Origin of the sequence: Clostridium sp. AF34-13 (genome assembly GCF_003477845.1) — a bacterium.
In the GTDB taxonomy this organism is placed as follows: domain Bacteria; phylum Bacillota; class Clostridia; order Lachnospirales; family Lachnospiraceae; genus Butyribacter; species Butyribacter intestini.
In genome coordinates, this window is sequence record NZ_QUEB01000007.1 from 574 (window position 1) to 26,743 (window position 26,170).

Below are 26,170 nucleotides of genomic sequence, written 5' to 3' on the forward strand. Positions count from 1 at the left end.
TAATAGATAAGATACGAGTCTTAACTCGTCTTTCAACTTATGTACACAACTCTAATCGCATACATAAATACAATATTTAGTTTAAAAATAAGCAAAAAATAAATCTCTATACCATTACTACTCTATATAGAGATTTGAGCGGAGAGGGTGGGATTCGAACCCACGCGCCCTTGCGGACAAACGGTTTTCAAGACCGCCTCGTTATGACCACTTCGATACCTCTCCAAACTGTTTAAGTTTGTTGCTCTCTCAACAGTGCTTTGCTAGTATAACTCTTTATTTTGGATTCGTCAACCCCTTTTTTTTAATTTTTTTCAATTTTATTTTTTGAATTTCATTTTCAAGTACAAGATAATAACATTTATTGTCTCCTGAAGCGTAAAAATGTTCTACTTTACCTTTAATATTACTTGAAAATTTTTTTATCCCATTCATTTTATAAATGACACATTTTGAATCAGAATTTAACATTATTTCATTGTTATCATTTAACTGTACCTGCTTATACTGTTCACTTAATTCAATCTTTAACTTTCTTTTTCCTGACAGTTCAAATACTTCCAGTTCATTTTTGTTTCCATCATCAGCATCAAGTATTACACCGATATATTTTGAATTATAAAATGCACTTTTTATGGATGTTCCATATTTTTTTTGAAATTTAACTTTCGGCTGACGCAGATTAGTCCATACACAATACCCGTCTTCTCCAAATACACATACATCATTATCATTCAGATACTTTACTTCTGATATGAGCTTGTCATTGTAAACCTGGGCACCCACAAGGAAATTGCTGTTCTTCCCTACATCCGAAAAATCATAAAATGCGACTCTGCTCTGTATCTTACTGTCATTTACGCTTACAAATACTGCTGCCACATTTACTCCGTCGTCAGATATATCTATTGATACCGGGTAACCGTCATCAATATTTGTCGGTATCTCTGCCAGAAGCTTATTCTGCACATCATAAGGATTATAAATTCTTATGACATTTGAAGATGATTCTTCGAGTAATACGGCAACAACCCCTTGTTTTGATACTTCTGCCTGAACTATGGGATAATCTGTCGTTATTTCCTTTCCTGAATCATCCCCATTATAAACTATGAAATTTTTCTCTCCCACATCAGCCACGACCACATATTCTCCACATATATCTATTGCCGATGATGCCATGTCATAGCTGCCGTTCCACAGCTCTTTTCCCGAAGCGTCCTGTGCTACTATTCCGTCTTTGCTGTATTTCAGTATATAATCATTGTAGCTGGCATAAGAAGCTGAATTTTTATTTTTTATGCCGCTTCTTTCCTCTATTTTGTACCCATTATATTTTATATTAATATAATAATTGTATATCGCACCGAGTAAAACTGCTGCAAGTATGATTATTCCAGCCGATATGAAAAATGCTTTTTTATTCTTCTTTTTTCTCTCTATTATTGCTGCCACATTTTGAGAACGCCCTACTAAACTTTCCATATTAATCCTCATTTCTGCACATGTTTTTTGTGCATAGTGTGAAATATGATATATCTCACATTTAAGATTTGTGTCAAGTGCACGCAGACACAAATGATGTGTGTAAAATATATATTATATATGATTTTTCACACTATTCTCCATTATTGCACTTTTTGTGCATAGTGGGAATTTTTTGATTTTCAGCCTTCTTCCCACTTCCGTTACTGTTTTAAATAATATGTATTTACAAAACTATAATAATCTGTAATTGAAGCATACAAATATAACATATAATTAGTTTCGTAATCACCTACTAACATAAACAGTAGCTAATCATTCTAATAGAGAGTATAACTTATCTTTTTAGGCATTGCAATATTCTATATAATATTCCATCTTTATCAGGTAACAGTTCAATAAAACTAAAAAATCAGCTTTTTCTCTAATTAGCACTGCAGATTTATACGGCAGCTTATTAATTATCTTGCCGGAAGTTTTATAACTTGTCCTTCTCTTATATTATCACTATTTTGTATTCTGTTTACCCTTTTTACCATATTCATTTTCTTCAATGTATGGTACTGTCTCCATACTATCGTACTTAATGTATCGCCCTCTTTTACTTTGTATTCTGCATAGTTTCTGTGCGAACCTGTTATTCGCTTTATATTTTTTCTGTTATTTATCGTCTGTCTTGCAGCCTTAGACATCTTTCCTGTTCTTTTAATTTTATTCACTTTTCCTGCCGTTTTCTTTCTTTTTAACCTGTCTCTTCGTGCTGTACTTAAACTATTATTTTTTCCGGTACCTGTATTTTTATCATTACTTTTTCTCTTTTTTTCGGTATCTGATGACTGTAGGCTATTTACTGTTTTTTCCTTTGTCATACTTATTTTCTTTGCATTTTCCGCTTTATCTGCATTTTCTTCTTTGTCCCATTCTGCCCCTATTCCTGCTCCCGAAACATTTTTACTATTGTCATCATCTCCATATGTCGTTTTTACATATCCCTGCAATACATCCACACTGTCCTCAAGACTGTTTATTTTTGAAACACTCTCAATCATATAGTTTCCACCGATGACAAACATAAATGCAATCGCCATCGTAAGTGCAGCTATTGCCGTCTTAGAAACAGAATCTTTCTTTTCGTTTTTATTTACCCTATCGCGTATCACTTCGGTGACAACATCATCATACTCTCTGTCTACACTTTCATTTTGATTTTCTCCGAGCACAAAATCCTGCATCTGCGGATTTTTTTCATAGTAAACATAATATCCCGTCTGTTCCTTTAGATTTCCATCTTTCCACTTAAATATTTTTTCTTCACATTCTGACAGGTCAAACAGGAACAATATATTACTTTCCTTAGAAAAATATTTTCTTTGAATTATATTTATCGTCGCATCAACTTTGCTGTTCCACATATAAACACCACACACCCAGCCCATCACTGTCACTCCGGGAAAGTATTTATATATTTTCTCATATGCTTCACTCCAGTCTTTTTCTGATATGTCAGTAACTGCATCCGTAACATTAAAATCCACCCCTATTGCACCATATATAAATGTACTGCCTTTTGCAAGCTCCTCTCCCTCTTTTCCGAGCATCAGTATTATCTTTTCCTCACTCTGTTCCTTAAATATCTGTCTTATATAAGTCATAACATAATCTTCTATATAAATCGGTCCGGAATACGGGCTTTCCCCTATCTGACGGATATTTTCCGGTTTTTTCACATACTTATGTATCATATCTTCCACAATTTCATCCCCCTATCCTTTACCATGTACTCTTTTAGGATTACGATAACATTTCCGACAGAAAAATTTTGTCAAAATCCCTCACCTGGTTAATGAATATTTTTATTTTTATGTGGAATATTATTTATATAATATCTTTTTTGAAAGGTTGGATAATTTTAATGAATATGTTAAAAGAAACTAAAGTCTCTTATTTTAACCCTGAAACTTCTCTTGCTTCTTTTCATTTTATACACACTTTAAAAAGCTGTTATAAAGAATGTTTTTCTTTAAATAAACATCTTGTCATACTTTGTATTGGTTCTGACAGAGTCATCGGAGATTGTCTTGGTCCGCTTGTCGGTCACAAACTTTCATCTCTTTTAAAAAGTTCAGATATTACCATATATGGCACTTTGAATAATCCCGTTCATGCCAAAAATCTCAATACGACTATAAAAAAAATAAGAGCAACTATACGAAATCCGTACATCATTGCTCTTGATTCTTCTCTTGGTACAAACTCTCATGTGGGTTGTGTCACTCTCGGTAAAGGCTCGCTTTCTCCCGGCATAGGCACGGGAAAGAGTCTTCCGCAGGTGGGTGATATTTATATTACCGGAATCGTTAATGAAAGCGGTATCAATAATATTGCAACTTTGCAGACAACACACCTTAACACTGTCATGAGGCTTGCTGATTTTATCTCCAGCGGTCTTTACATGTCTGTACGCCCCTCTAAAGCTCGATAAAGCGTAATCTCGTCAATATACTCTAAATCTCCCCCTATAGGAACTCCACTTGCAATACGGCTCACTTTCACCCCCAGCGGCTTTATAAGTTTGCTTATATATGTTGCTGTCGTGTCACCCTCAAGCGTTTTATTGGTGGCGACTATGACTTCGTCCACATCTTTCTGAAGCCGCACCATAAGTTCACTGAGTCTTATATCCTGCGGTCCTATGCCCGCCATTGGTGAGATTGCTCCGTGAAGCACATGGTACACTCCCTCATATTTTCCTGTTTTTTCATAAGCAGCCAAATCTCTCGTGTTTTCAACGACCATTATCTGCTTATGATTGCGCTTAGGATTAGCACATATAGGACAAAGTTCATCATCCGTATATGTGCAGCATTCCTTGCAATATTTTACATTTTTCTTTGCGTTTGTCATTGCATCGGCAAGCCCCTTGACCTGCTCCTGCGGCATATTTAGTATATGAAACGCAAGTCTTTGTGCCGATTTATTTCCTATACCCGGCAAATGTGAGAGCTGCTCAACAAGATTTAATATCTGCGAACTGTAAAAATCCATCTTAGAACAGACCTCCGAGACCTCCGCCAAGTCCACCTGTAAGTGCTGACATCATTTCCGAACTTTCTTCTTCTACTTTGCGGAGTGCTTCATTTGTTGCAGCTACTATAAGATCTTCAAGCATCTCTATATCGTCAGGATCAACAACTTCAGGGTCGAGTTTTACTGATAAAACTTCTTTCTTTCCGGAAATTTTAACCGTTACAGCTCCACCGCCTGCTGTTGCTTCCCACTCTTTTTCTTCCATTTCCTTTGTCTTTTCTTCCATCTGTCTCTGCATACGCTGAGCCTGTTTCATAAGATTGTTCATATTTCCCGGCATTCCGCCACCTGGAAATCCACCTCTCTTTGCCATTCTATCTTCCTCCATAAATTATTTTTTGTTGACTGTTTTTATCTTCCTGACTTTCATTCAGGAAGCATTATTAAATTTCATCCAGTCCTTTATTTTTTAAACTGCACATCAAAGTTTATTTTATCGATTAAATCAGATAAATCCAGAGAATTTCTGCTCTGCTCAGGACTTACAAGTTCTGCCATTATCCCGGCATCAACTCCTACGATATTTGATATGAGGATTTTTAATTCATCAAGATTTTTCTTCTCGTCCATATTGAAATACGCTTCTGCCGTCGCATCCGTAAATTGCAATATAAGGGTCTGCCCATCCTGTGATACTGTCTTTTTGCATATGTCCGGTGACAAAAATGACTTAGCAGTAACTGACAATCCTGAGACTATCTGTCCCCACTTTTCATTTATCTTTTTCATGTCATCCGATACCATCTTGGGAAGTTCCACATTAGGCTTATTTTCCTCAGGCGTCTCTTTAGTGGCTTTTGCAGCATAAACTGTATCCATATTTTCTGCACTTGAAGAATTTACCACAATGCCATTTTCAAGCTTCTTTTCTAAAGCATCAAGCCTTGCAATAACACTGTCATCCTGCGTGTTTTTTTCCATCTGAGGTACACAGAGCTTTACAAAAGTAACCTCGGTAAGTACACGCTTCTGAGTTGCATATTTTATCTGATTCGATAACTCTGATAATATACGAATATACCTTATAAGACCTGTCTCGTCAACTTTTTTTGTTTCCTGTTCCATCTGTTCAAGCTGTTCGGTTGACGCATCAACCATCTCACGCCCGGCTGATGACACTGATATTATCATAAGGTTTCTCAAATACCATATAAGACCTGTTATAAACTGGTTTAAATCCCTGCCCGATATCATTATCTCGTCAAGAAGTTTTACACAACCCATAACATCAAGTTCTGCCATGCAGTTAAACATACGGCTATATACCGCCGTATCGACTGCACCAAGCACTTCTATAGCTTTATCGTATGTAAGTTTTTCACCGAGGTAAAAAGCTATACACTGGTCTAAAAGGCTGAGTGCATCACGCATTGAGCCGTCTGCGACTTTTGCAATATATCTAAGTGCTTTCTCCTCCACTTCTATCTGCTCACGCTGCATAAGGTCTTTTAATCTGTCGGCTATCGTGTCTATTGATATTCTCTTGAAGTCGTAACGCTGGCATCTTGACAATATCGTTATAGGTATCTTGTGTGCCTCAGTGGTAGCCAATATGAATATAACATATGCCGGCGGCTCCTCGAGAGTTTTAAGCAGTGCGTTAAATGCCGCCGCTGATAACATATGAACCTCATCGATAATATATACCTTATATTTTCCCTCTGCCGGAGAATACTGTACCTCATCTATTATCTCTCTTATATCATCTACGCTGTTGTTTGATGCCGCATCCATCTCAATAACATTCATCGAAATCTGGCTGCTTATCTTTTTGCACATCTCACACTCACCGCATGGACTTCCGTCTACCGGATGTTCACAATTCACTGCTTTTGCAAGTATCTTAGCAACCGTTGTCTTACCGGTTCCCCTTGTACCGCAAAAAAGATAAGCATGCCCGATACGGTCAGTCCTTATCTCATTTTTTAAAGTTGTAACTATATGATCCTGTCCCTTGACCTCGTCAAATTCACCGGGACGGAATTTTCTGTATAAAGCCGTATAAGACATAATACTCCTTTTTAGGTAAATTTAGGGGCAACCTTGGATTGCCCCCTTATTTCTTAGTTTTCAAAACTGAAATCCATTTAATCCCCGAAACAGATTCCTAAACCTTTTGCTTCTTTTATTATTGACGAGTCAGGGTCGACCATCTTAAGTTTTCCTGCTACCTCACCAAGCGGAACCGGAACTATCTCGCCATCTTTAAAACCTACCATATAACCATATTTTTCTTTGATGATAAGTCTTGCTGCTGCCGCACCTAGTCTGCTCGATATAACTCTGTCATACGGGCAAGGCTCGCCACCACGCTGCATATGTCCGGGAACTGTAATCCTTACTTCCTGTCCCGTTCTCTCCTCAATCTCTTTTCCTATCTGATAAGATATTGACGGATATGGATTTGCCTTTCTCTTTGCCTTAAGTTCTTTCTTTGAAAGTGCTGCATCTTCTTTTGATATTGCCCCTTCTGCTACTGCAAGGATTGAAAAACGCTTTCCCTCTTTTGTTCTCTTGTCAAGTGCTGCAACAACCGAATTTATGTCATATGGTATCTCAGGAAGAAGAATTATATCTGCCCCTCCTGCAATTCCGGCATGAAGTGTAAGCCAGCCTACTTTATGACCCATAACCTCGACAATAAATACCCTGCTGTGCGATGCGGCTGTCGTGTGAATACAGTCTATCGCATTTGTAGCTATGTTTACGGCACTCTGGAAACCAAATGTTATATCTGTTCCCCAGATGTCATTGTCGATAGTTTTTGGAAGTGTGACTACATTTAAGCCCTCCTCACTCAAAAGGTTTGCTGTCTTATGAGTACCGTTTCCGCCAAGTATTACAAGACAGTCAAGTCCCCACTTTCTGTAGTTTGACTTCATTGCCTCAACTTTATCAAGTCCGTTCTCATCAGGCTCACGCATCTTCTTAAACGGCTGTCTTGATGTTCCGATTATGGTTCCTCCCTCGGTAAGAATCCCTGAAAAATCACTCGGTTTCATTTTTCTGTAATTTCCATAGATAAGTCCTTTATAACCCTCAATGATACCGTAAATCTCCACATCAGGATATGTCTGGTACAATGTTTTTGCAACACCACGCATAGTCGCATTTAAGCTCTGGCAATCTCCACCACTTGTTAAAAATCCAATTTTCTTCATAAACTGCCGCCTTTCTTTTCATCAATATTTTCCAGTTCTTTTTCTCTTTTCTTAGTATAACCGTATTTCTTATTTACTATTTTACTCATTATAAAATATCCCGCCGCTGCTACAAGTAACATTATAAACAATACTTCGGGCGATACAATAGATTTTACATTCATTTTACATACCGTTCTAGTCAAGATGCCATATGTCATCATTGTACTGTGCTATCGTTCTGTCAGATGAGAAGAAACCTGCCATAGCTATATTCTTTATCATTTTTCTGCTCCATGCAGCTCTGTCCTCATAATCCTTAAACACCTGCTCTTTGACACGGATATAATCTTTTATGTCTAATAGTGTCATAAACCAGTCTTTTGTCACTATCTCCATGTAAAGTCTGATAAGACTCTTCTTATTTCCGACCGCAAACATCTTTTTATCAATGATAAAGTCAACAAGTTTTGCTATCTCCGGATCTTCATCATAAATCTTTTCTGCTGAATAATCGGCTTTTGCATAATGCTCAATAACCGTATCACTCTTTTCACCAAAGATATAGATATTATCATCGCCTACAAGTTCATGTATCTCGACATTTGCACCATCCTCTGTTCCAAGAGTCACGGCACCGTTTAACATAAATTTCATGTTGCTCGTTCCGCTGGCTTCTTTTGATGCAAGCGAAATCTGCTCTGAAATATCTGCTGCCGGTATTATCTTCTCTGCATATGTTACATTGTAATTTTCAAGCATTACCACTTTAAGGTATGGGCTTACCTCAGGATCATTCTCTATAACTTTTGACAGACAGAGTATAAGATGAATAATGTCTTTAGCGATAGTGTATGCCGGTGCCGCCTTTGCTCCAAATACAAATGTAATCGGTCTTGCCGGTTTGTTACCTGCCTTTATATCCATATATTTATAAATAATATATAGTGCATTCATCTGCTGTCTCTTGTACTCATGAAGTCTCTTTACCTGAACATCTATAATAGAATTTTCATCTATCTCAATATTTTCTTTCTTAAGAAGATAATCTTTAAATTCTTTCTTCTTAGTCATTTTTATATCGGTAATTGCTTTAAGTACGGCTTCATCATCCTTAAACTGCATAAGTTTTTCAAGTTCATTTGCATCTTTCTTAAAGCCGTCACCTATCTTTGATGAGATAAGCCCGGTAAGTTCATGGTTGCTGTGAAGAAGCCATCTTCTAAATGTTATACCGTTTGTCTTATTGTTAAATTTGTTTGGATAAATATCATAAAACGGTTTTAACTCGCTGTTTTTAAGGATTTCAGTATGAAGTGCGGCAACACCGTTTACACTAAATCCATAATGCATATCTATCCTTGCCATGTGCACCTGCTGATTTTCATCTATAATTGCAAGTTCAGGATTGTTATTATATTTTTCTTTTACTTTTACATCAAGCATCTTAATGATAGGCATAAGCTGTGGAACAACTTTTTCAAGGAACCATATAGGCCATTTTTCAAGTGCCTCCGCAAGTATCGTGTGGTTTGTGTATGCACACATACTGCTTACTATATCGATTGCCCTGTCCATATCAATGCCTTTCTTGACAAGAAGTCTGATAAGTTCAGGAATTACCATCGTAGGATGTGTATCGTTTATCTGGACAACCGCATAATCAGCAAGGTCATAGAGATTACTTCCCTTTGCAGCTGCTTCATCAATAATAAGCTGTGCGGCATTGCTTACCATAAAATACTGCTGGTATATTCTAAGTAGCTGTCCCTGATAGTCACTGTCATCAGGATAGAGGAACAATGTAAGATTTTTTCTTATATCCTCTTTGTTGAAATAAATGCTTTCTCCCTGCACGATATTTTCATCAACGCTGTCAATATCAAAAAGTTTTAATGTATTGCACTTATTATCATAACCGGTCACATCTATCTCATACATAACGGAATTTACTCTGAGTCCCCCAAAAATGACCTCATAGCTTGTATCTGTTCTTCTAAGCCAGCTTTTGTCCTTTATCCACGGGTTTGGAACTTCTTTCTGAAGATTTTTATCAAACTCCTGTTTGAAAAGTCCGAGATGGTAATTTATTCCGACACCGTCACCGTTTAAACCAAGCGTTGCTATAGAGTCAAGGAAGCAGGCGGCAAGTCTTCCGAGTCCACCGTTTCCAAGTGATGGTTCAGGCTCAATCTCCTCAATCTCCGCCATGCTCTTTCCATGCTTTTTAAGAGCATCTTCTACCTGGTCATAAAGTCCAAGATTTATAAGATTGTTTGATAAAAGCTTTCCTATAAGAAACTCTGCTGAAATATAATAGAGTTTCTTCTTTCCCTCAATCTTTCCCCTCTGCTGCGTTGCATTTTTAGTAAGCTCTAATAAACCGTAATAAATTTCTTCATTTGTACCGCGTGATGCGATATTTTCAATTTCGTTTTCGTACATACTCTCCTACCTTTCTTTATTGATGTACTCTCGGTATCTTCTCAAAACGAAACATTTCGAGAGCACACTATTGTGCCGGACATATATTATCTGATACTGTCCATACTTTTTCACTTATTATCCAGTGTAATGGCATGTTGCTATTTAGCCAAATGACGCAGAATGAATTTTTCATTCTACAAGGCGGAAGAATGAGCCGTAGCGGGCTACGGCAATTGATGACAACGCAGCAGATGAAAATTCAGGCAAGTTATTTAGCTAAATGTGAACAGGTCAGTACACTAGTGTAATGTATCAATAACTTTTGTCAAAATGTCATTTAACAAAACTGATACCACGGGTTGCTACATGACTGTCTGTTTTTGACAATTACATCTTTATAATACCACTTTACATTTTTTACTACAAGAAACAAGACTTCCCCGGAAGTGATTAAAATCGACTTATTGTTATTGTTTACAACTACGGTACGGTCAGCAACGATTTATTTTTAATCCGATCTTAAATATAGCGTACTGTATCAGTGACTTCTATCAATGATACAACAAATTATATATTGATAATCCCAAAATCATATGCCTTTCTACCCGATATGATACTCTACAATATCCTTAAGTTTTTTGCGTGGTCTTGCATCAGGACTTTCATCGGGATATCCAAGTGCAACCGCTCCGATAAGCTGTCCACTCCTGCCTATGTAATCCGTAAGTTCTTTATAGGCGAAACAGGTATTGCCTATCCAAAGCGAACCGATACCAAGCTGCTGTGCACGAAGCAACATATTTTCTATTGCCGCACCGATTGAGAGACTATCACATATCTCCGTAAATCTGCCGTCCATATCTATCGTTTCCATAGGACTTACACCGTTTGTATTTAATACAAATACCACTATAGGTGCACTCATCATAATGCGAAGCGTGTTGTCCGCATCCGGCAGCAGTCTTTTTGAGTCTTTAAACAAAGGTTCTTTTAACTCACGCTTTATGCCTGCACGCATCTTTTTTAAAATTTCTTTCTTTTCTTCACCGCCATATACAAGAAATTTCCACGGCTGTCTGTTTTTACCTGACGGTGCAACTCTCGCCGCATCAAGGATTTTTTCAAGTATCTCGCCTGAAATCTCATCTTTCTTATACTTTCTTATGCTTCTTCTCTGATATATGCTGTCACACAGCACATTTTGGTCATCCTTGCCGTTATCATTGTCATTTATGTTGTTACTGTTCATTCCATTGTTATCCTTACTATTTCTCTTTCTTTTTGTTATGTATTTATGATTTGCTGTTTTTAGTTGTACATTTACATTTTTGTTCGCAGATAATTTACTAATTCATTTTTTTGTTGGTCTTAAAGGATTTATACTCCATCTAATGATAAAGATTTCTATATTGCTGCCTGCTTTAATCCTTGCGTAATTTTAATATTACCAAGGAACAGCGTAACAGTTCAGCCATAAAAAGATAATTGGCAATACAATGAGCTTGTTCATTATATTGTTAAGTACCTTTTTATGGTAGAATAGCCTTTCATTTCTGAAATGAGTAAACATAAGCTGCAAAGCAGCGACTGACAGCTCGCTGGCAGGTTTATGAATGTAAGAAATGAAAGGCTGAACTGTTACGGAGTAGCAGTGCAAATTGTGAATATCCGTTCCACTTGTCTAAAACATATGATATGATTAATGATTACAGGCAGCCCCATCATCGGACTGCCTGTAAGATTTGCAACAAGGCAGATATTCGTGGTACGCTCTGCTGTCTGCTACTGTTAAATTTCATAATCCATACACATCCTTACCGCCGTGTACGGTCTTACATAAGTGTCTGCCACGGCAACATGAGCCGGATGCTTCTGATAACCTTTAAGCGACTCCTCACTGTCAAGCTCACAATCGAGCATAACATCAGCATTTGACGAGCCAAGTCCGTCAATTACAACATTAACCTTTAAAAGTCCCGGTACTTTTCCCACAAGCGACTCAAGATTTTCTTTAATTCCCTTTTTTACACTCTCTTTATCCTCAATATCCTCTTTTAACTGCCACAAAATAATATGTTTTACCATTGTATGCTCCTTTCTTATCCAAATAATTTTTAGGCGTTTGCGAAACTATCATAACCTGCGATTAACACAACATATAATTAGTTTCGCAAACACCTGCTAAATAATATGTTTAGTTCCATCTGTTGCACTTATCTCCACTCTTGCATCTCCCGGATAAAACTTAATGGTTCTGCCAACCGTTCCCCCGGTCATCTGTGCAACAACCGGTATCCCCATTTCTGAAAGTATCCTCTTTGATTGTATAACATTCTGGGTTCCTATGTCCATATTTTTATCCGAAAAATCAAAACTAAACATATTGGCACCACCAATAATTTTTACTTTTAAATTTCCACTGTCTGCTCCACGGACACATAATGTTTTGTATAATCTTTCAATTCCTGTATTTACATATCTTTCAGGGCACATATCCCGACGACCATCCATATGTTCCATAGACCCGGCATAAGCATCGGGGAGCATTGCGTGCAGCAGTCCACCTATATGCAGCCCTTCATCGTACATACATATCCCGACACATGAACCAAGTGCATAAGTAACCAGCTCATCATTTTTTCCACCTGTTTTTAAATCCGCAATCTCAACTATTTTCTGAGCCATAACACGCCTTTCATTTTCATTTTTATTAAAATAGATATTTGCGAAACTAGTGTACTGACCTGCTGACTTTTAGCTAAATAACTCAGGATAAATTTTCAATCTGCAAGACGGAAGAATGAGCTGTAGCGGGCTACGGCGATTGATGACAACGAAGCAGATGGAAATTTATACAAGTTATTTGGCAAAATATCAACAGGTCAGTACACTAGCATCATCTGTAATTAACACAACATATAGTAAAATTTCGCAATCAACCATAATTTGCATTTTATTTGTATTTCTTTTTTCACTATTTTCTAATATTTATATTGTATTTGTTATACCTTATTTTTGTCCTGTTAGCAAGTGAGCAGACATAAAATCTAATATTTATGGTACTAATTCTCTGATTTTTATTGTAATTATCACAATAAATCTTTTATAAAAATAGATTTTTATTGTCACTTTAAACAATTTATTGATATTTTACTACTCTTTTTCATTGCAAAATATCCTAAAATGTAATAGAATATATTTTGAAAACAAATACAGCAAAATGCACGTCAATTTTACTGTAAATTTTTTATATAAGGAAAGGATGTATTTTAAAATGACTAATTTACCAAAAATGAAAATAGGTATCGTTGCTGTCAGCAGAGACTGTTTCCCAGAGTCACTCTCAGTAACAAGAAGACAGAACCTTGTAAAGGCTTACACAGACAAATATGATGCTGAGGATATTTACGAATGTCCGGTATGTATCGTAGAAAGCGAAATACATATGGTACAGGCTCTTGAGGACATCAAGAAAGCCGGATGTAACGCACTTGTTGTTTACCTTGGAAACTTCGGTCCTGAAATTTCTGAGACACTTCTTGCTAAGCACTTTGACGGACCTAAGATGTTCGTTGCTGCTTCTGAGGAAGACGGACTTAACGGAGGTCTTATCGACAACCGTGGTGATGCTTACTGTGGTATGCTCAATGCAAGCTACAACCTTAAACTTCGTAATGTTAAGGCTTATATCCCAGAGTATCCTGTCGGAACTGCTGAGGAATGTGCAGATATGATTCATGAATTTGTACCTATCGCACGTACTATTTATGCATTAAGCAACTTAAAGATTATCAGCTTTGGTCCTCGTCCACAGAACTTCCTTGCTTGTAATGCTCCTATCAAACAGCTTTACAACCTTGACATCGAAATCGAGGAAAACTCAGAGCTTGACCTTTTTGAAGCATTCAACAACCATGCAGGTGATAAGCGTATTCCTGATGTTGTTAAGGATATGGAAGCAGAACTTGGTGCCGGAAACAAGAAACCTGAAATCCTTGAGAAACTTGCTCAGTATGAGCTTACTCTCCTTGACTGGATCGAAGACCACAAGGGTTACAGAAAATATGTTACTATCGCCGGAAAATGCTGGCCTGCATTCCAGACACAGTTTGGATTCGTACCTTGTTATGTAAACAGCCGTCTCACTAAGAGAGGCATCCCTGTTTCATGTGAGGTTGATATTTACGGAGCACTCAGCGAGTTCATCGGAACTGTTGCAAGTGAAGATGCAACTACTCTTCTTGACATCAACAATACTGTACCTGCTGATATTTATGACGCTGATATCAAGGGCAAATTTGATTACACACAGAAAGATACATTTATGGGATTCCATTGTGGAAACACAGCTTCAGACAAGCTTTCATTCTGTGAGATGAAGTATCAGAAGATTATGGCTCGTTCACTTCCTATCGAAGTAACAAACGGAACTCTCGAAGGAGACATCATTCCTGGAGATATTACATTCTTCCGTCTTCAGAGCACAGCAGATGCTAAACTCCGCGGATATATCGCTCAGGGTGAAGTTCTTCCTGTTGCAACACGTTCATTCGGTGCAATCGGTATCTTTGCTATTCCTGAGATGGGACGTTTCTACCGTCATGTACTTATCGAGGGCAACTATCCTCATCATGGAGCTGTTGCATTCGGTCATTACGGAAAGACATTATACGAAGTATTCAAATACATCGGTGTAGATGTTGACGAAATCGGCTTCAACCAGCCAAAGGGAATGCTCTACAAGACAGAGAATCCATTTGCTTAATCTTTTGAAAGCTTTAAACTTTATTGCAGTCAATTGACTTTAATTAATTGAGGGCGATGGCATATTGCCATCGCCTTTTGTTTTAATTTCTGACTGCAAGTCACTGTTGACTTAATGTTGCTGTTTCCACTTTGGTACGATGAAATAATTTGATTTTTATTGTACCTGATATGAGCAGCAGGTTAATGATTTAATTTATGTTATGAAATGAGCTTATAGCGAAATCTGTTTTCGTGACTTTTTGCTCAGAAATGAGGTTATAATGAATTATTTAATTGGTATCGATTTAGGAACTTCATCAACTAAGACTGTTCTTTTTGATGAGGATGGAAATGTTATCGCTTCTGCCGGAAAAGATTATCCACTCTATACTCCAAACAACGGATGGGCAGAGCAGAAACCTGAGGACTGGCGCGACGCTGCCCTTGAAACTATCGCAAAAGTAGTTAAAGAGTCAGGTGTAAATGCTGACGATATAAAGGGACTTGGTATCTCAGGTCAGATGCACGGACTTGTAATGCTTGATGAAAACGGAGAGGTTATCCGCCCTTCAATCATCTGGTGTGACCAGCGTACAGAAAAAGAGTGTGAGGAGATTACAGAAAAAATCGGTGCAGAAAGACTTATCGAGATTACTGCAAACCCTGCACTTACAGGATTTACTGCTTCAAAAATCCTCTGGGTAAGAAATAACGAGCCTGAAAATTATGCAAAGTGTAAGCATATCTTACTTCCTAAAGATTATGTAAGATATATTCTTACAGGCGAATTTGCTACTGAGGTATCTGATGCTTCAGGTATGCAGCTTCTCGATGTTCCAAAGAGACAGTGGTCTGACGAAGTCCTCGAAAAACTTGATATCGACAAGAGTCTTCTCGCAAAGGTTTATGAGTCACCTGAGGTTACAGGTACTATTTTACCTGAAATTGCTGAAAAGACAGGACTTTCAACATCAACAGTTGTAGTCGGCGGTGCCGGGGATAATGCTGCGGCAGCAGTTGGTACAGGTGTTGTAGAAGATGGCAAGGCATTTACTACTATCGGAACAAGCGGTGTCGTTTTTGCTCACAGCAGCAAGATTTCAATCGACCCTAAGGGCAGAGTTCATACATTCTGTTGTGCCGTTCCTGGTGCATGGCATGTTATGGGAGTTACGCAGGCTGCCGGATATTCACTTGCATGGTATCTTGATAATATGGGTGTCGGATATAAAGATGAAGCTAAAGAAAAAGGCTGTGGTGTCTATGACCTTATCAACGCTGATGTTGAAAAGACACCTATCGGTGCAAACCGCCTTATCTATCTACCTTACTTAAACGGTGAGCGTACACCACATCTTGACCCGGACTGCCGTGGAGTTCTTTTCGGACTTTCAAGTATGCACACAAAAGCAGATATTGTCCGTGCGGTAATGGAGGGAATCAGCTACTCTCTTACTGACTGCAAGGATATTCTCTCTGAGATGGGTGTCGAAGTTAATGATATGATGGCTTGCGGTGGCGGAGCTAAAAACGGTGTCCAGCGTCAGATGATGGCTGATATGTTCGGATGCGATGTTAATACTGTTACTGCTACAGAGGGACCTGCTCTCGGTGTTGCCATTCTCGCCGGTGTCGGTGCAGGCATCTATGACAGCGTTGAAAATGCCTGCCGTAAGATGATACATAAAGACCCTGCTAAGGAATGTAAGACAAATCTTGAGAATAAGGCTAAGTATGATAAGTTCCATGAGATTTATAAAAATCTTTACGGATGCCTTAAGGAGCAGTATAAGGAGATAGCGAAGCTGTAGGATTGCTTGACTTGGCTGATTTGACGCAAGAAATGATATGAGATTTTAGACTCTGGGACGGCTCTCGCCTCGGAGAACATCAGTAGCAGTACCTAAATGAGCATAATACGCTCATTAAGTACTGACAGATGTTCAACGCCCATCGCTAAAAATTCCATATCATTTCTTGCTGGTTTTGAAGTAATTTACGATTTTATAATTACATTTGCATACATATAATATTTATATCATTCTATAACTATTTACTCTTATATTAATCCTCATTTCTGTAAACATTTTTTATGTCTGAAAAATTATATTTTTTAGACTATCCCCTCTTTCAAATTAAAACTCCAAACTATCCGCATTAAGCAGAAAATACTTCATTCCCATTATTACAAAGCCTTCCTCATTTCTCCAAGGTTTTTTCGTTCCATTCACTATCACAATCTTTTTAAACGAATCCGGAATATTTCTAAATGAATTAAATTCCTGCGTCTGCTTTTCCTCAGAAGTCATGTCATAAGCCACCTGAATATAATACCTCTGACTACCCTGATTGACTACAAAATCAACTTCAAACTGCTTTCGGATTGTTTTTCCTTCATAATTTTTTGCATATACCTCTACAATACCAACATCCACATTATAGCCTCTGATAAGCAGCTCATTATAAACAATATTTTCCATGATATGAGTAGGTTCCTGTTGTCTAAAATTCAATCTGGCATTTCTAAGTCCAACATCTGTAAAATAGTATTTCAGATGTGCTCCCACATATTTTCTGCCTTTAATATCATATCTGTCAGCTTTAGAAATCAAAAATGCCTCCACAAAATAATCTATATGGTTAGATATTGTCTTATTGCTGTAATTGATACCACATTCACTTTTAAAAGTATTTGATATTTTAGTTGGATTAGTAGGAGCTCCTATCGCAGAAGCAAGAATATCTACTAATGTATCAATCTCATCAATATTTTGAATCTTGTTTCGTTCTACAACATCCTTAATATAAACATTTGTGAAAATGTTTTTTAGATACTCAGCCTTTTGGCGTTCTACAGAGAACTGTACCACCTGTGGTAAACCACCATATATCATATATTCCTCCCAAGCATCATCATAATCCCCATCAAAAGCCGCATAGAACTCTGCGAAGGACAACGGATATATTCTTATCTCATCTCCTCTGCCTCTAAATTCAGTTACAATATCACTTGATAAAAACTTAGAATTACTTCCGGTTACATACACATCAATGTTACTGATACGAAGTAGGCTGTTCAGCACCTCCTCAAATCGTGACATAAACTGTACTTCGTCCAAAAGCAGATAATACTTCCGTTCATCTTTCATTGCATCTTTAATATGCCGGTAACACTTCTTTGGATCTCTCAACTCCTCATTTTCAATGCCATCTAAAGCAATCTCAATAATATGGTCATTATCCACACCACTCTCCAATAAATATTTCTTAAACAATACAAATAACAGGAATGATTTTCCGCATCTCCTGATTCCTGTGACAATCTTTATCATCCCATTATCTTTTCTTATCTTTAACTGTTCAAGGTAAGCATCTCTTTTAATCTCCATAAGCTTTGCTCCTTATTTTTGTGTATTGACACATTTTTTAGTAATAATATTATATCATTCAGTGTTTATTTAATCAATAGCTATTACTATTTTGTGTGTATTGGCACATTTTTATGCTGTTGTAAATCACAAAAAAGACAACGCATAACCAATTTATTGATTTGCGCTGTCTATACACACTATACCTATCTAAATAATCTTCCAATTCTGCTTGCAATCGACTTTACTCCACTTCCAATTTTGCCCGCAACTTTTTTACGGTAATCCCGTTCTCAACACAAAATGAATTTTTGCTTACCGTTCTTCCCGTAATAAGATTATAATATAATTTTAAAAATTCGAGTATTTTTATCTGTCTTATACAACTTTTATCACCCTTGTAATTATTTTTTTATTTGACTATATTGTATCACAGAACTTCGACAAAATATGTCGTTATGATATTTTTTCTTTTTTAAATTAGAGGGGTATTTGCATTTTCCTTTCTTCTTTGCTTTTACTACTCCTGCTGATGACACAGTTGCTATCTTTTTGTTGCTTGAACTGAAAGTTATTTTTGAACTTGTACTTCCCTGCGGAAGTCCATAACTTATCTTTCTCTTTTTACCTTTCTTTATGGTCATGCTTTTATCATCAGGTGTTATCTTTGATGGTTTTCTTATAATAACAGGGCAGAAAACTTTATTCTGCCCTGCTTTTTTCATATATTTAGTTGAAAAATTTCATCAAATTTACAAGGCAAAAGAACTTGTTCTCATACATCAAATTTGTGAACAATAAAATCATCAAGCATGGAGTGATGATATTTACAATCTGCTCTGCTGCTTGCTCATAATACTATTAGTGTACCAGCTTGTTGCATATTATATCGCATGAAGATTTTTAAGTGATATATCCATGATAGGAGCTGAATGTGTGAGTGCTCCACTTGATACATAATCAACTCCAACATCGATTATATTCTTTATGTTTTCCTTTGTGACATTTCCTGAACACTCTGTAAGTGCTCTGCCGTCTATTACTTTTATCGCTTCTTTCATCTGCTCAGGTGTCATATTGTCAAGCATGATAATGTCTGCTCCCGCCTCGGCAGCTTCTCTTGCCATATCAATATTTTCAACCTCAACTTCAATCTTGTTTACAAACGAAACATATGCTCTTGCTCTCTTAACTGCTTCTGTGATGCCGCCTGCTGCCCCGATATGATTATCTTTTAACATAACCGCATCTGAAAGATTGTATCTGTGGTTTGTAGCACCTCCGACTTTTACGGCATATTTCTCAAAAATTCTCATATTAGGTGTTGTCTTTCTCGTGTCGAGAAGCGTTGTCTTACTTCCTGCAAGAAGTTTTACAATGCTGTTTGTGTATGTTGCGATACCACTCATTCTCTGAAGATAATTGAGTGCCGTTCTCTCTCCTGAAAGAAGTGCTCTTATGTCACCGGTTACAACAGCCATAAGCTGACCTTTTTTAACTTCATCGCCATCTTTTACATTCATCTCAAACTCTACCGTATCGTCAAGAAGTTCAAATACTCTCTTAAATACTCCAAGTCCGGCAATTATACCGTCCTGTTTGCATATAAGCTGCACTTCACCTTTCTGGTACTCAGGCATTACCGAATTTGTAGAAATATCTTCACTCGTAATGTCTTCCTCAAGTGCCATCATAATATATTTATCTGCATTTAACTTTAATGTAATAGGATCATTCATGTCTGCTTTTCTCCTTATCTATCTCGTTTAAAACAAGTTCTTTATATTCAGCGGTTATCTTTTCGTCGTCATCATATAGGCTCATATCTATATCTGAAATATTGCTGTCTGCTTTTTTTGCAAACCTGCTTTCATCTGCTGCTTTCATCTTTTCCTGAATCTCATCTGCTGCTCTCTCTGCAAATACCATTGACTCTAGAAGTGAGTTACTTGCAAGTCTGTTTTTTCCGTGAACACCATTGCACGATGTCTCACCGACGGCATAAAGCCTTTCCATACTTGTCATGCTTGAAAGATTAACTTTTATACCACCCATAAAGTAATGCTGTGCCGGCACTACCGGAATACATTCTTTTGTAGGGTCATATCCCTCCTCAAGGCACTGCTTCATGATATTTGGAAAATGACTTCTAATAGTCTCCTCAGGAATCCTCTCCATAGAAAGCCATACAAATGGTGTACCGTCCTTTTCCATCTGTCTGTGTATATCAGCCGTAACAATATCTCTCGGTCTTAACTCATCGCAGAAACGCTTTTTATTTTTGTCAAGAAGTATTGCACCCTCTCCTCTGACCGACTCTGATATAAGAAATCTTCTTCCCGGTTTTTCAGAATATAATGTAGTCGGATGAATCTGTATATAATCTATATGCTCCATCTCAATACCATGTTTAAGTGCTATTGCGAGTGCGTCACCTGTTATATGCCTAAAATTCGTCGAATGTTTGTAAAGACCGCCAAGACCACCACAGGCAAATACCGTATATTTTGCTTTGATAACATCAATATCACCATCCGCATTTTTCACTATAAGACCATAACATTCATTTGTCTTTTCATCACATATAATATCCATCATCTTTATATGTTCTTTTATCGTAATATTTTTTCTTTTTAATGCATTGTCTAAAAGAGTGCTTGTTATCTCTTTTCCCGTCACATCTTTATGGTAAAGTATCCTCGGTCTTCTATGTCCACCCTCTCTTGTAAATGCAAGCTTATCACCGTCATGTTCAAATTCAACACCATAACCGATAAGTTCCTTTGCAATCTTTTGCGATGAACGTATCATGACCTCAACAGAAGCCTTGTTATTCTCATAATGACCTGCTTTCATAGTATCTTCAAAAAATCCGTCAAAATCACCATCATCCCTGAGCATACACATACCGCCCTGTGCAAGAAATGAGTCGCTCTTATCTGCCTCATCCTTTGTAATAACCAGCACATTTGTATCCTCCGGAAAATGAAGTGCACAAAACAATCCTGCTGCTCCCGTTCCTACTACGACAACATCTGTCTCTTTTACCATTTTATCACCTGACATCTTTTTATAATGTCTATAACAGCATACGCTGCCATCCTTTCCTTATATAAATGAAAATTTTCTTTACATTGTATCGAGTATAGCATACAAGCCTGTTTTAAGCAAGTTTACAGCATAAAAACTGCTATTTTTTGATAACAGTTCAGTCTCTCATTTTTTACATTTATAAACCTGCCGGCAAGCTGTCAGTCGCCGCAATGCAGCTTTTGTTTATTTACGCGAAAGCAAAATGAGGATGGAACAAATAAATTTGTTCCATCTGAGCGTGCTCGCGAGGGCTTTGCCCTCATATCAGAAATGAAATGCCGGACTGTTACTATTTGCTCATAAATGACATATTTATAATTGATTTTTTATTCATTTTGTTATATAATATGTATAAATTTATTTATATTTTTGTTTTTTAATGTTATTTTTGTTCATTTTCTTTTGGATGATTTTAAAATACAGTTTATAAATACTATTATGAAAAAATTTATAGATATGTTTATTTAACTAATATGCTAAATAAAGATTGGAGGCTTTATGAACATAAGAGATTTTATGGACTTACAAAAATTGCAGGACATTCAAGACAGCTTTTCAAATGCTACCGGTCTTGCAGCTATTGCGGTTGATAATGATGGTGAATATATTACGGAGGGGAGCAATTTCACCGATTTTTGTATGAAATACACAAGAGGCTCTGAACTTGGCAATAAACGCTGCATTAAATGCGACAATGAAAATCATGGTACATATTTCTGCCATTCAGGTCTTATGGATTTCTCTATAGATATTATGGTCGGTGATGAGAAAGTAGGTTCTGTTATAGGAGGACAGGTTCTTCCTTCTCCTCCTGATGAAGAAGAATTCAGAAAAAAAGCTGTAGAACTTGGCATAAATCCTGATTCATATATCACGGCTCTTCGCAAGGTTCCTATCAGAACTGAAGAACAGATTCACTCTTCTTGTGAACTTTTAAAACAGATTGTAAACCATGTTGTAAATCTTGAATATTTCAAGAATACAAACGGTGGTAAACTGAGTACACTCAGCGAAGAGATTAAACACGCAACTGATGTTATTCAGAAGATTAATACTAATACACGTTCGCTTAACTCTATTGCCAATAAGCAAAAGATGCTCTCGCTCAACGCATCTATTGAAGCTGCGAGAAGCGGTGAAGCCGGTGTTGGTTTTGCAGTAGTTGCAAAGAGTATGGGAGATCTTTCTTCTCAATCCGCAACTATATATAGTGACATTGAAAAATCTGTTGTTGAAATTACTTCAACTATAGAAAAACTTGCTTCATTATTTGAAGAAGAATAATTATATTGCTTTTAACTCCTTTGGAGTTTGACATAATTTGTTTTTTTGTTTTTTATTTTTCATGTGTTTCCTTGTAAAATAAGAGGTATGGCATCTGCCACACCTCTTATTTTCATTTATCCGTTTTTCCCCGAATATCTGCATTTCTGATTTATCAAAATAATATGCTCTCAAATTCTGATATAAGCCAGACGAATATTGTCAATTTGCTTCACAACCCGCCAATAACACTAATTGCTTTCAAATCATATTATAGAAAAATGCCTGATAGTTTTAAAATCTGAAATCTCTCTTACCATCATGTAATTCTTTGAGATATTCCATAGCTTTATTTCTTACATTTTCGTTTGGAACTTTGAGTATCTCCTCGGCAATAAGTGCCTCACCCTTTTTCTTTGTATCTTCTGAAGCATAATCTTCAAGATATTCCTTGAGTGTCATAAGTGCATTTGGCTGACAACAGTTTACTATCTGACCGCTCTTTAACAGAGACATAAATCTGTCTCCTGTTCTTCCTGCCCTATAACAAGCCGTACAGAAACTTGGAATATAACCAAGTCCGATAAGCCAGTTTACTACCTCGTCAAGTGAACGGGTATCGCTTACATCAAACTGCGATGTTGTCTCATCTCTGACAGGTTCAACATATCCGCCTACGCTTGTGCGTGAACCACCGCTTATCTGTGAAATACCGAGGTGTAAAACTTTTTCTCTTGTTTTCTGTGACTCTCTTGTAGATACTATCATTCCCGTATAAGGAACTGCAATTCTTATAACGGAAACTATCTTTTCAAATATATCATCAGGAACAGCATTTGAAAAATCTGCCGTATCAATATCATCTGCAGGACATATTCTTGGGACGCTTATTGTATGCGGTCCTACACCATGAACAGCTTCGAGATGCTCTGCGTGCATGATTATTCCGACAAGTTCATAGAGATATGTCTCAAGACCAAACAATACTCCAAGACCTACATCATCAATTCCACCCTCCATTGCTCTATCCATTGCTTCCGTATGATATGCGTAATTGTGTTTTGGACCTGTAGGATGAAGTTCTTCATAAGCCTTTTTATTGTAAGTTTCCTGGAATAATATATATGTTCCTATTCCTGCTTCTTTAAGTTTTGCGTAATCCTCAACCGTTGTGGCCGCAATATTTACATTTACACGGCGGATTGCACCATTCTTATGCTTGATACTGTAAATTGTCTTGATACTTTCAAGGATATATTCCAGAGGATTGTTGACCGGATCTTCTCCTGCTTCAAGTGCAAGACGCTTATGTCCCATATCCTGCAATGCTATAACTTCTTTTCTTATTTCTTCCTGTGTAAGTTTCTTTCTCGCAATATGCTTATTTTTAGCATGATAAGGACAATATACACATCCGTTTACACAATAGTTTGAGAGATAAAGCGGTGCAAACATAACTATTCTTCTGCCATAAAACTTTTCTTTAATATCAATGGCTATCTGTTTCATCTGCTCATTGCACTCAGGTATATCACACTCCATAAGGACTGCAGCCTCTTTGTGGGAAATTCCCTTTGCGAGTTTTGCCTTTTCAAGAATCGCATCTACAACTTCCCTATTGCTCTTGTTTTTCTTTGCATAGTCTATACATTCTAATATTTCCGCATCGTCTATAAATTCCTCTGCGTGCATTGATTTTGGATTGTAACTCATGTTTTTTTCTCCTTTTATTTTTTGGAATAAACCGCTTTGGCACTGACACCGTCTAACATTCCGAGTTTTCCTGAAACCGCACTTATCACATTGTTTGGTGCATCCATGACAATACTTATCACCGACACATTTTTTTCACGGTAAGGCATTCCCATCCTCCCGATAATATACTTATTGTACTCATGTAAAAGTTCGTTTACCTCAGAAACACTGTCCATATTTTCAACGATTATTCCAAGTATCGCTATCCTGGTTTCCATAAATAATACCACTCTTTCTAAATTTAAAAAAGCCATATCCCGGTAAGACATGACTTTTTATTTATAAACACAGTAAATTCAGCATGATATAACCATTCGACAATTATTTTCGATAAATATTTTCAATCTTAAATATACCGGTAATACCACAATAAGTCCAAACAGTGATGTATATGCCACTTTTACTTTACAATCTATAATTTATTTTTCATGCCTTTGCGTCAGGACTAACCTTTCGTTTCAGAGCCTTGAACAGTATAACACCATGATAAAAATTTATCAATAGGTTTTTATACTGACAACTGACGCCAAGAATATGTTTATAATTTTATGTTCAGGGACGCTTTCGCTCGGAGAACTGCATAACGGTACATAAGCGGTCACAATACGACCGCTAAATACCGATGCATTTCTAACGCCCTTCAATCAGAATTATAAACATATTCTTGGCTGACTATTGTAAATATATCAATTTTTATTAATAATATTGTATTTTATAATATGTTATTTATATTTCTCTCTCATAACACCACCAGTTTCCATCATAGAGCGTGCTTTCTCCGACTTTTATAAAGTTTAGACTTTTGTAGGCGGCAAGTGCTTTTTTGTGATTTTTGTCTACGAGGTAATGAGCACCTTTTATCCCTCTGTCCGCTATTATTTTCAGGAGTTCTTTTAACATCTTCGGTGCTATCTTTTTATTCTGCCACTCTGTTTTTACTACAAGTCTGGCTATTTCTACTGACGGTTTTAATGTTTTACTCCAGCATTTTAGATTTTCTACTTCTTTGTCATCGTCTATTGATATAGCTCCGACTATTTCTCCCGTTTCTGTTTTCATGCAGAACAATGCATCTCTTTCTAAGTCTCCCCGTGCTATCTCCGTATTTGGATAATGCTCATCCCATGTGCAGAACTTTGAGCCTTTTGCCTGCTCATAAAGACCTGTTATTTCTTCTATATCACTTTCTGCTGCCTGATATAATTTTACATTTTCAGTCAATTTTTCTCTCCTGTCTTTTATCTTTTTATTAGGTAATTGCGAAACTATCATAAATCTTGATTAAATTGCGCAGATATAACAAATAGTGTTAGTCGGCATTTTTGTCGTCGTCAGCACTTAATCAGCGTTTTTTGCTGATTTATGTACTGCTACGAACGACAACATAGCGAAAGCGTGCCGACGATATTATTTGTTATATCTGTGCAATTGACACAACATATAGTTAGTTTCGCAATTATCTAATCTTTTTATTTACAAGTCTGTAAATTAACAATAATAAAAATACCCTCATATCTCAACTTTGAAATATAAGGGACATATTATAAACTATATCTATTTTTATCTGCTCTTTCCAAAAACAAGTATATTTTAACTTTTATTTAGAAAATATTTCTCACCACGGCTTTTAACTTACTTTCACCCGGTCAATAGTCGGTGTGACAGGATTTGAACCTGCGACCTTTGCGTCCCGAACGCAACGCTCTACCAAGCTGAGCCACACACCGTCATAACTGTTTATCAATCTTACCTCACAAACAACAATAGATATTATACCACTCTTTTTGCTGTTTGTGAAGTACTTTT

General features: G+C 36.9%; 22 protein-coding genes and 2 tRNA genes. 4 read left to right on the forward strand and 20 right to left on the reverse strand.

All coding sequences use genetic code 11. The features are described from left to right. Positions 1–139 precede the first annotated feature (139 nt). From DWZ63_RS07200 to DWZ63_RS07210, 3 genes are all read right to left on the reverse strand, one after another. Positions 140–225, reverse strand: a tRNA-Ser gene (locus DWZ63_RS07200). Between the two features lie 51 nt (positions 226–276). Beyond that, the gene (locus DWZ63_RS07205; protein ID WP_118499273.1) at positions 277–1,485 is read right to left on the reverse strand and encodes a DUF5711 family protein; all 1,209 of its coding nucleotides are present in this window, start codon (positions 1,483–1,485) and stop codon (positions 277–279) included. 461 nt (positions 1,486–1,946) lie between these two features. Further along, positions 1,947–3,227: a LysM domain-containing protein gene (locus DWZ63_RS07210; protein ID WP_243020525.1), complete on the reverse strand. Its 1,281-nt coding sequence runs from the start codon at positions 3,225–3,227 to the stop codon at positions 1,947–1,949. A 170-nt stretch (positions 3,228–3,397) separates the two neighbouring features. On the opposite strand from DWZ63_RS07210, the gene yyaC reads away from it, so the two are divergent. Next, positions 3,398–3,967: a spore protease YyaC gene (gene yyaC / locus DWZ63_RS07215; RefSeq protein WP_243020517.1), complete on the forward strand. Its 570-nt coding sequence runs from the start codon at positions 3,398–3,400 to the stop codon at positions 3,965–3,967. Here yyaC and recR read toward each other — a convergent pair. From recR to DWZ63_RS07255, 9 genes are all read right to left on the reverse strand, one after another. Further along, a complete protein-coding gene (gene recR / locus DWZ63_RS07220) occupies positions 3,934–4,530 on the reverse strand; it encodes a recombination mediator RecR (RefSeq protein ID WP_055941127.1) in 597 nt (198 codons plus the stop codon). The genes yyaC and recR overlap by 34 nt on opposite strands. A 1-nt stretch (position 4,531) precedes the next feature. Continuing rightward, positions 4,532–4,885 (reverse strand): YbaB/EbfC family nucleoid-associated protein, encoded by a 354-nt coding sequence (locus tag DWZ63_RS07225; RefSeq protein WP_022013337.1) that lies wholly within the window; start codon positions 4,883–4,885, stop codon positions 4,532–4,534. 89 nt (positions 4,886–4,974) lie between these two features. After that, positions 4,975–6,582: a DNA polymerase III subunit gamma/tau gene (dnaX, locus tag DWZ63_RS07230; RefSeq protein WP_118499277.1), complete on the reverse strand. Its 1,608-nt coding sequence runs from the start codon at positions 6,580–6,582 to the stop codon at positions 4,975–4,977. Between the two features lie 77 nt (positions 6,583–6,659). Then, a complete protein-coding gene (locus DWZ63_RS07235; protein WP_118499279.1) occupies positions 6,660–7,733 on the reverse strand; it encodes an ATP-dependent 6-phosphofructokinase in 1,074 nt (357 codons plus the stop codon). Then, positions 7,730–7,897: a hypothetical protein gene (locus tag DWZ63_RS15665; RefSeq protein WP_182431454.1), complete on the reverse strand. Its 168-nt coding sequence runs from the start codon at positions 7,895–7,897 to the stop codon at positions 7,730–7,732. Before DWZ63_RS15665 ends, DWZ63_RS07235 begins: the two co-directional genes overlap by 4 nt. A 13-nt stretch (positions 7,898–7,910) precedes the next feature. Further along, positions 7,911–10,157, reverse strand: coding sequence for a glycogen/starch/alpha-glucan phosphorylase (locus tag DWZ63_RS07240; protein ID WP_118499280.1), 2,247 nt, complete (start codon positions 10,155–10,157; stop codon positions 7,911–7,913). 583 nt (positions 10,158–10,740) lie between these two features. After that, positions 10,741–11,388 (reverse strand): nitroreductase family protein, encoded by a 648-nt coding sequence (locus DWZ63_RS07245; protein WP_082440585.1) that lies wholly within the window; start codon positions 11,386–11,388, stop codon positions 10,741–10,743. 539 nt (positions 11,389–11,927) lie between these two features. Next, positions 11,928–12,224, reverse strand: a complete 297-nt coding sequence (locus tag DWZ63_RS07250) for a Dabb family protein (RefSeq protein WP_055941119.1) — start codon at positions 12,222–12,224, stop codon at positions 11,928–11,930. A gap of 96 nt (positions 12,225–12,320) precedes the next feature. After that, entirely contained in the window at positions 12,321–12,824 is a 504-nt protein-coding gene (locus DWZ63_RS07255) for a chemotaxis protein CheD (RefSeq protein ID WP_055941117.1), read from the reverse strand. A 589-nt stretch (positions 12,825–13,413) separates the two neighbouring features. Between DWZ63_RS07255 and DWZ63_RS07260 the strand changes: the two genes are divergently transcribed. Further along, on the forward strand, positions 13,414–14,904 hold the full coding sequence (locus DWZ63_RS07260) for an L-fucose/L-arabinose isomerase family protein (RefSeq protein ID WP_055941115.1): 1,491 nt from the start codon (positions 13,414–13,416) through the stop codon (positions 14,902–14,904). A 262-nt stretch (positions 14,905–15,166) separates the two neighbouring features. After that, on the forward strand, positions 15,167–16,696 hold the full coding sequence (xylB, locus tag DWZ63_RS07265; protein ID WP_172794132.1) for a xylulokinase: 1,530 nt from the start codon (positions 15,167–15,169) through the stop codon (positions 16,694–16,696). 324 nt (positions 16,697–17,020) lie between these two features. On the opposite strand, the gene DWZ63_RS07270 is transcribed toward xylB, so the two are convergent. The 4 genes from DWZ63_RS07270 to DWZ63_RS07285 form a co-directional block, all read right to left on the reverse strand. After that, the gene (locus DWZ63_RS07270; protein WP_118499282.1) at positions 17,021–18,274 is read right to left on the reverse strand and encodes an ATP-binding protein; all 1,254 of its coding nucleotides are present in this window, start codon (positions 18,272–18,274) and stop codon (positions 17,021–17,023) included. 383 nt (positions 18,275–18,657) lie between these two features. Continuing rightward, entirely contained in the window at positions 18,658–18,978 is a 321-nt protein-coding gene (locus DWZ63_RS07275) for an Ig-like domain-containing protein (RefSeq protein ID WP_055941110.1), read from the reverse strand. 159 nt (positions 18,979–19,137) lie between these two features. Beyond that, positions 19,138–19,992: a carboxylating nicotinate-nucleotide diphosphorylase gene (gene nadC, locus DWZ63_RS07280; RefSeq protein ID WP_055941108.1), complete on the reverse strand. Its 855-nt coding sequence runs from the start codon at positions 19,990–19,992 to the stop codon at positions 19,138–19,140. Continuing rightward, complete coding sequence (locus DWZ63_RS07285; RefSeq protein WP_055942943.1) at positions 19,985–21,304, reverse strand: L-aspartate oxidase; 1,320 nt, start codon at positions 21,302–21,304, stop codon at positions 19,985–19,987. Before DWZ63_RS07285 ends, nadC begins: the two co-directional genes overlap by 8 nt. A 540-nt stretch (positions 21,305–21,844) precedes the next feature. Between DWZ63_RS07285 and DWZ63_RS07290 the strand changes: the two genes are divergently transcribed. Then, complete coding sequence (locus DWZ63_RS07290) at positions 21,845–22,630, forward strand: PocR ligand-binding domain-containing protein (protein WP_055941107.1); 786 nt, start codon at positions 21,845–21,847, stop codon at positions 22,628–22,630. A gap of 273 nt (positions 22,631–22,903) precedes the next feature. Here the strand turns inward: DWZ63_RS07290 and hydG are convergent, their stop codons facing one another. The 4 genes from hydG to DWZ63_RS07310 form a co-directional block, all read right to left on the reverse strand. Beyond that, positions 22,904–24,322: a [FeFe] hydrogenase H-cluster radical SAM maturase HydG gene (hydG, locus tag DWZ63_RS07295; RefSeq protein WP_055941104.1), complete on the reverse strand. Its 1,419-nt coding sequence runs from the start codon at positions 24,320–24,322 to the stop codon at positions 22,904–22,906. 14 nt (positions 24,323–24,336) lie between these two features. Then, a complete protein-coding gene (locus DWZ63_RS07300; protein WP_022013503.1) occupies positions 24,337–24,582 on the reverse strand; it encodes a TM1266 family iron-only hydrogenase system putative regulator in 246 nt (81 codons plus the stop codon). A gap of 508 nt (positions 24,583–25,090) precedes the next feature. After that, positions 25,091–25,585: a GNAT family N-acetyltransferase gene (locus DWZ63_RS07305; RefSeq protein WP_055941102.1), complete on the reverse strand. Its 495-nt coding sequence runs from the start codon at positions 25,583–25,585 to the stop codon at positions 25,091–25,093. A gap of 432 nt (positions 25,586–26,017) precedes the next feature. Next, a tRNA-Pro gene (locus DWZ63_RS07310) sits at positions 26,018–26,091 on the reverse strand. Between the last annotated feature and the right edge of the window lie 79 nt (positions 26,092–26,170).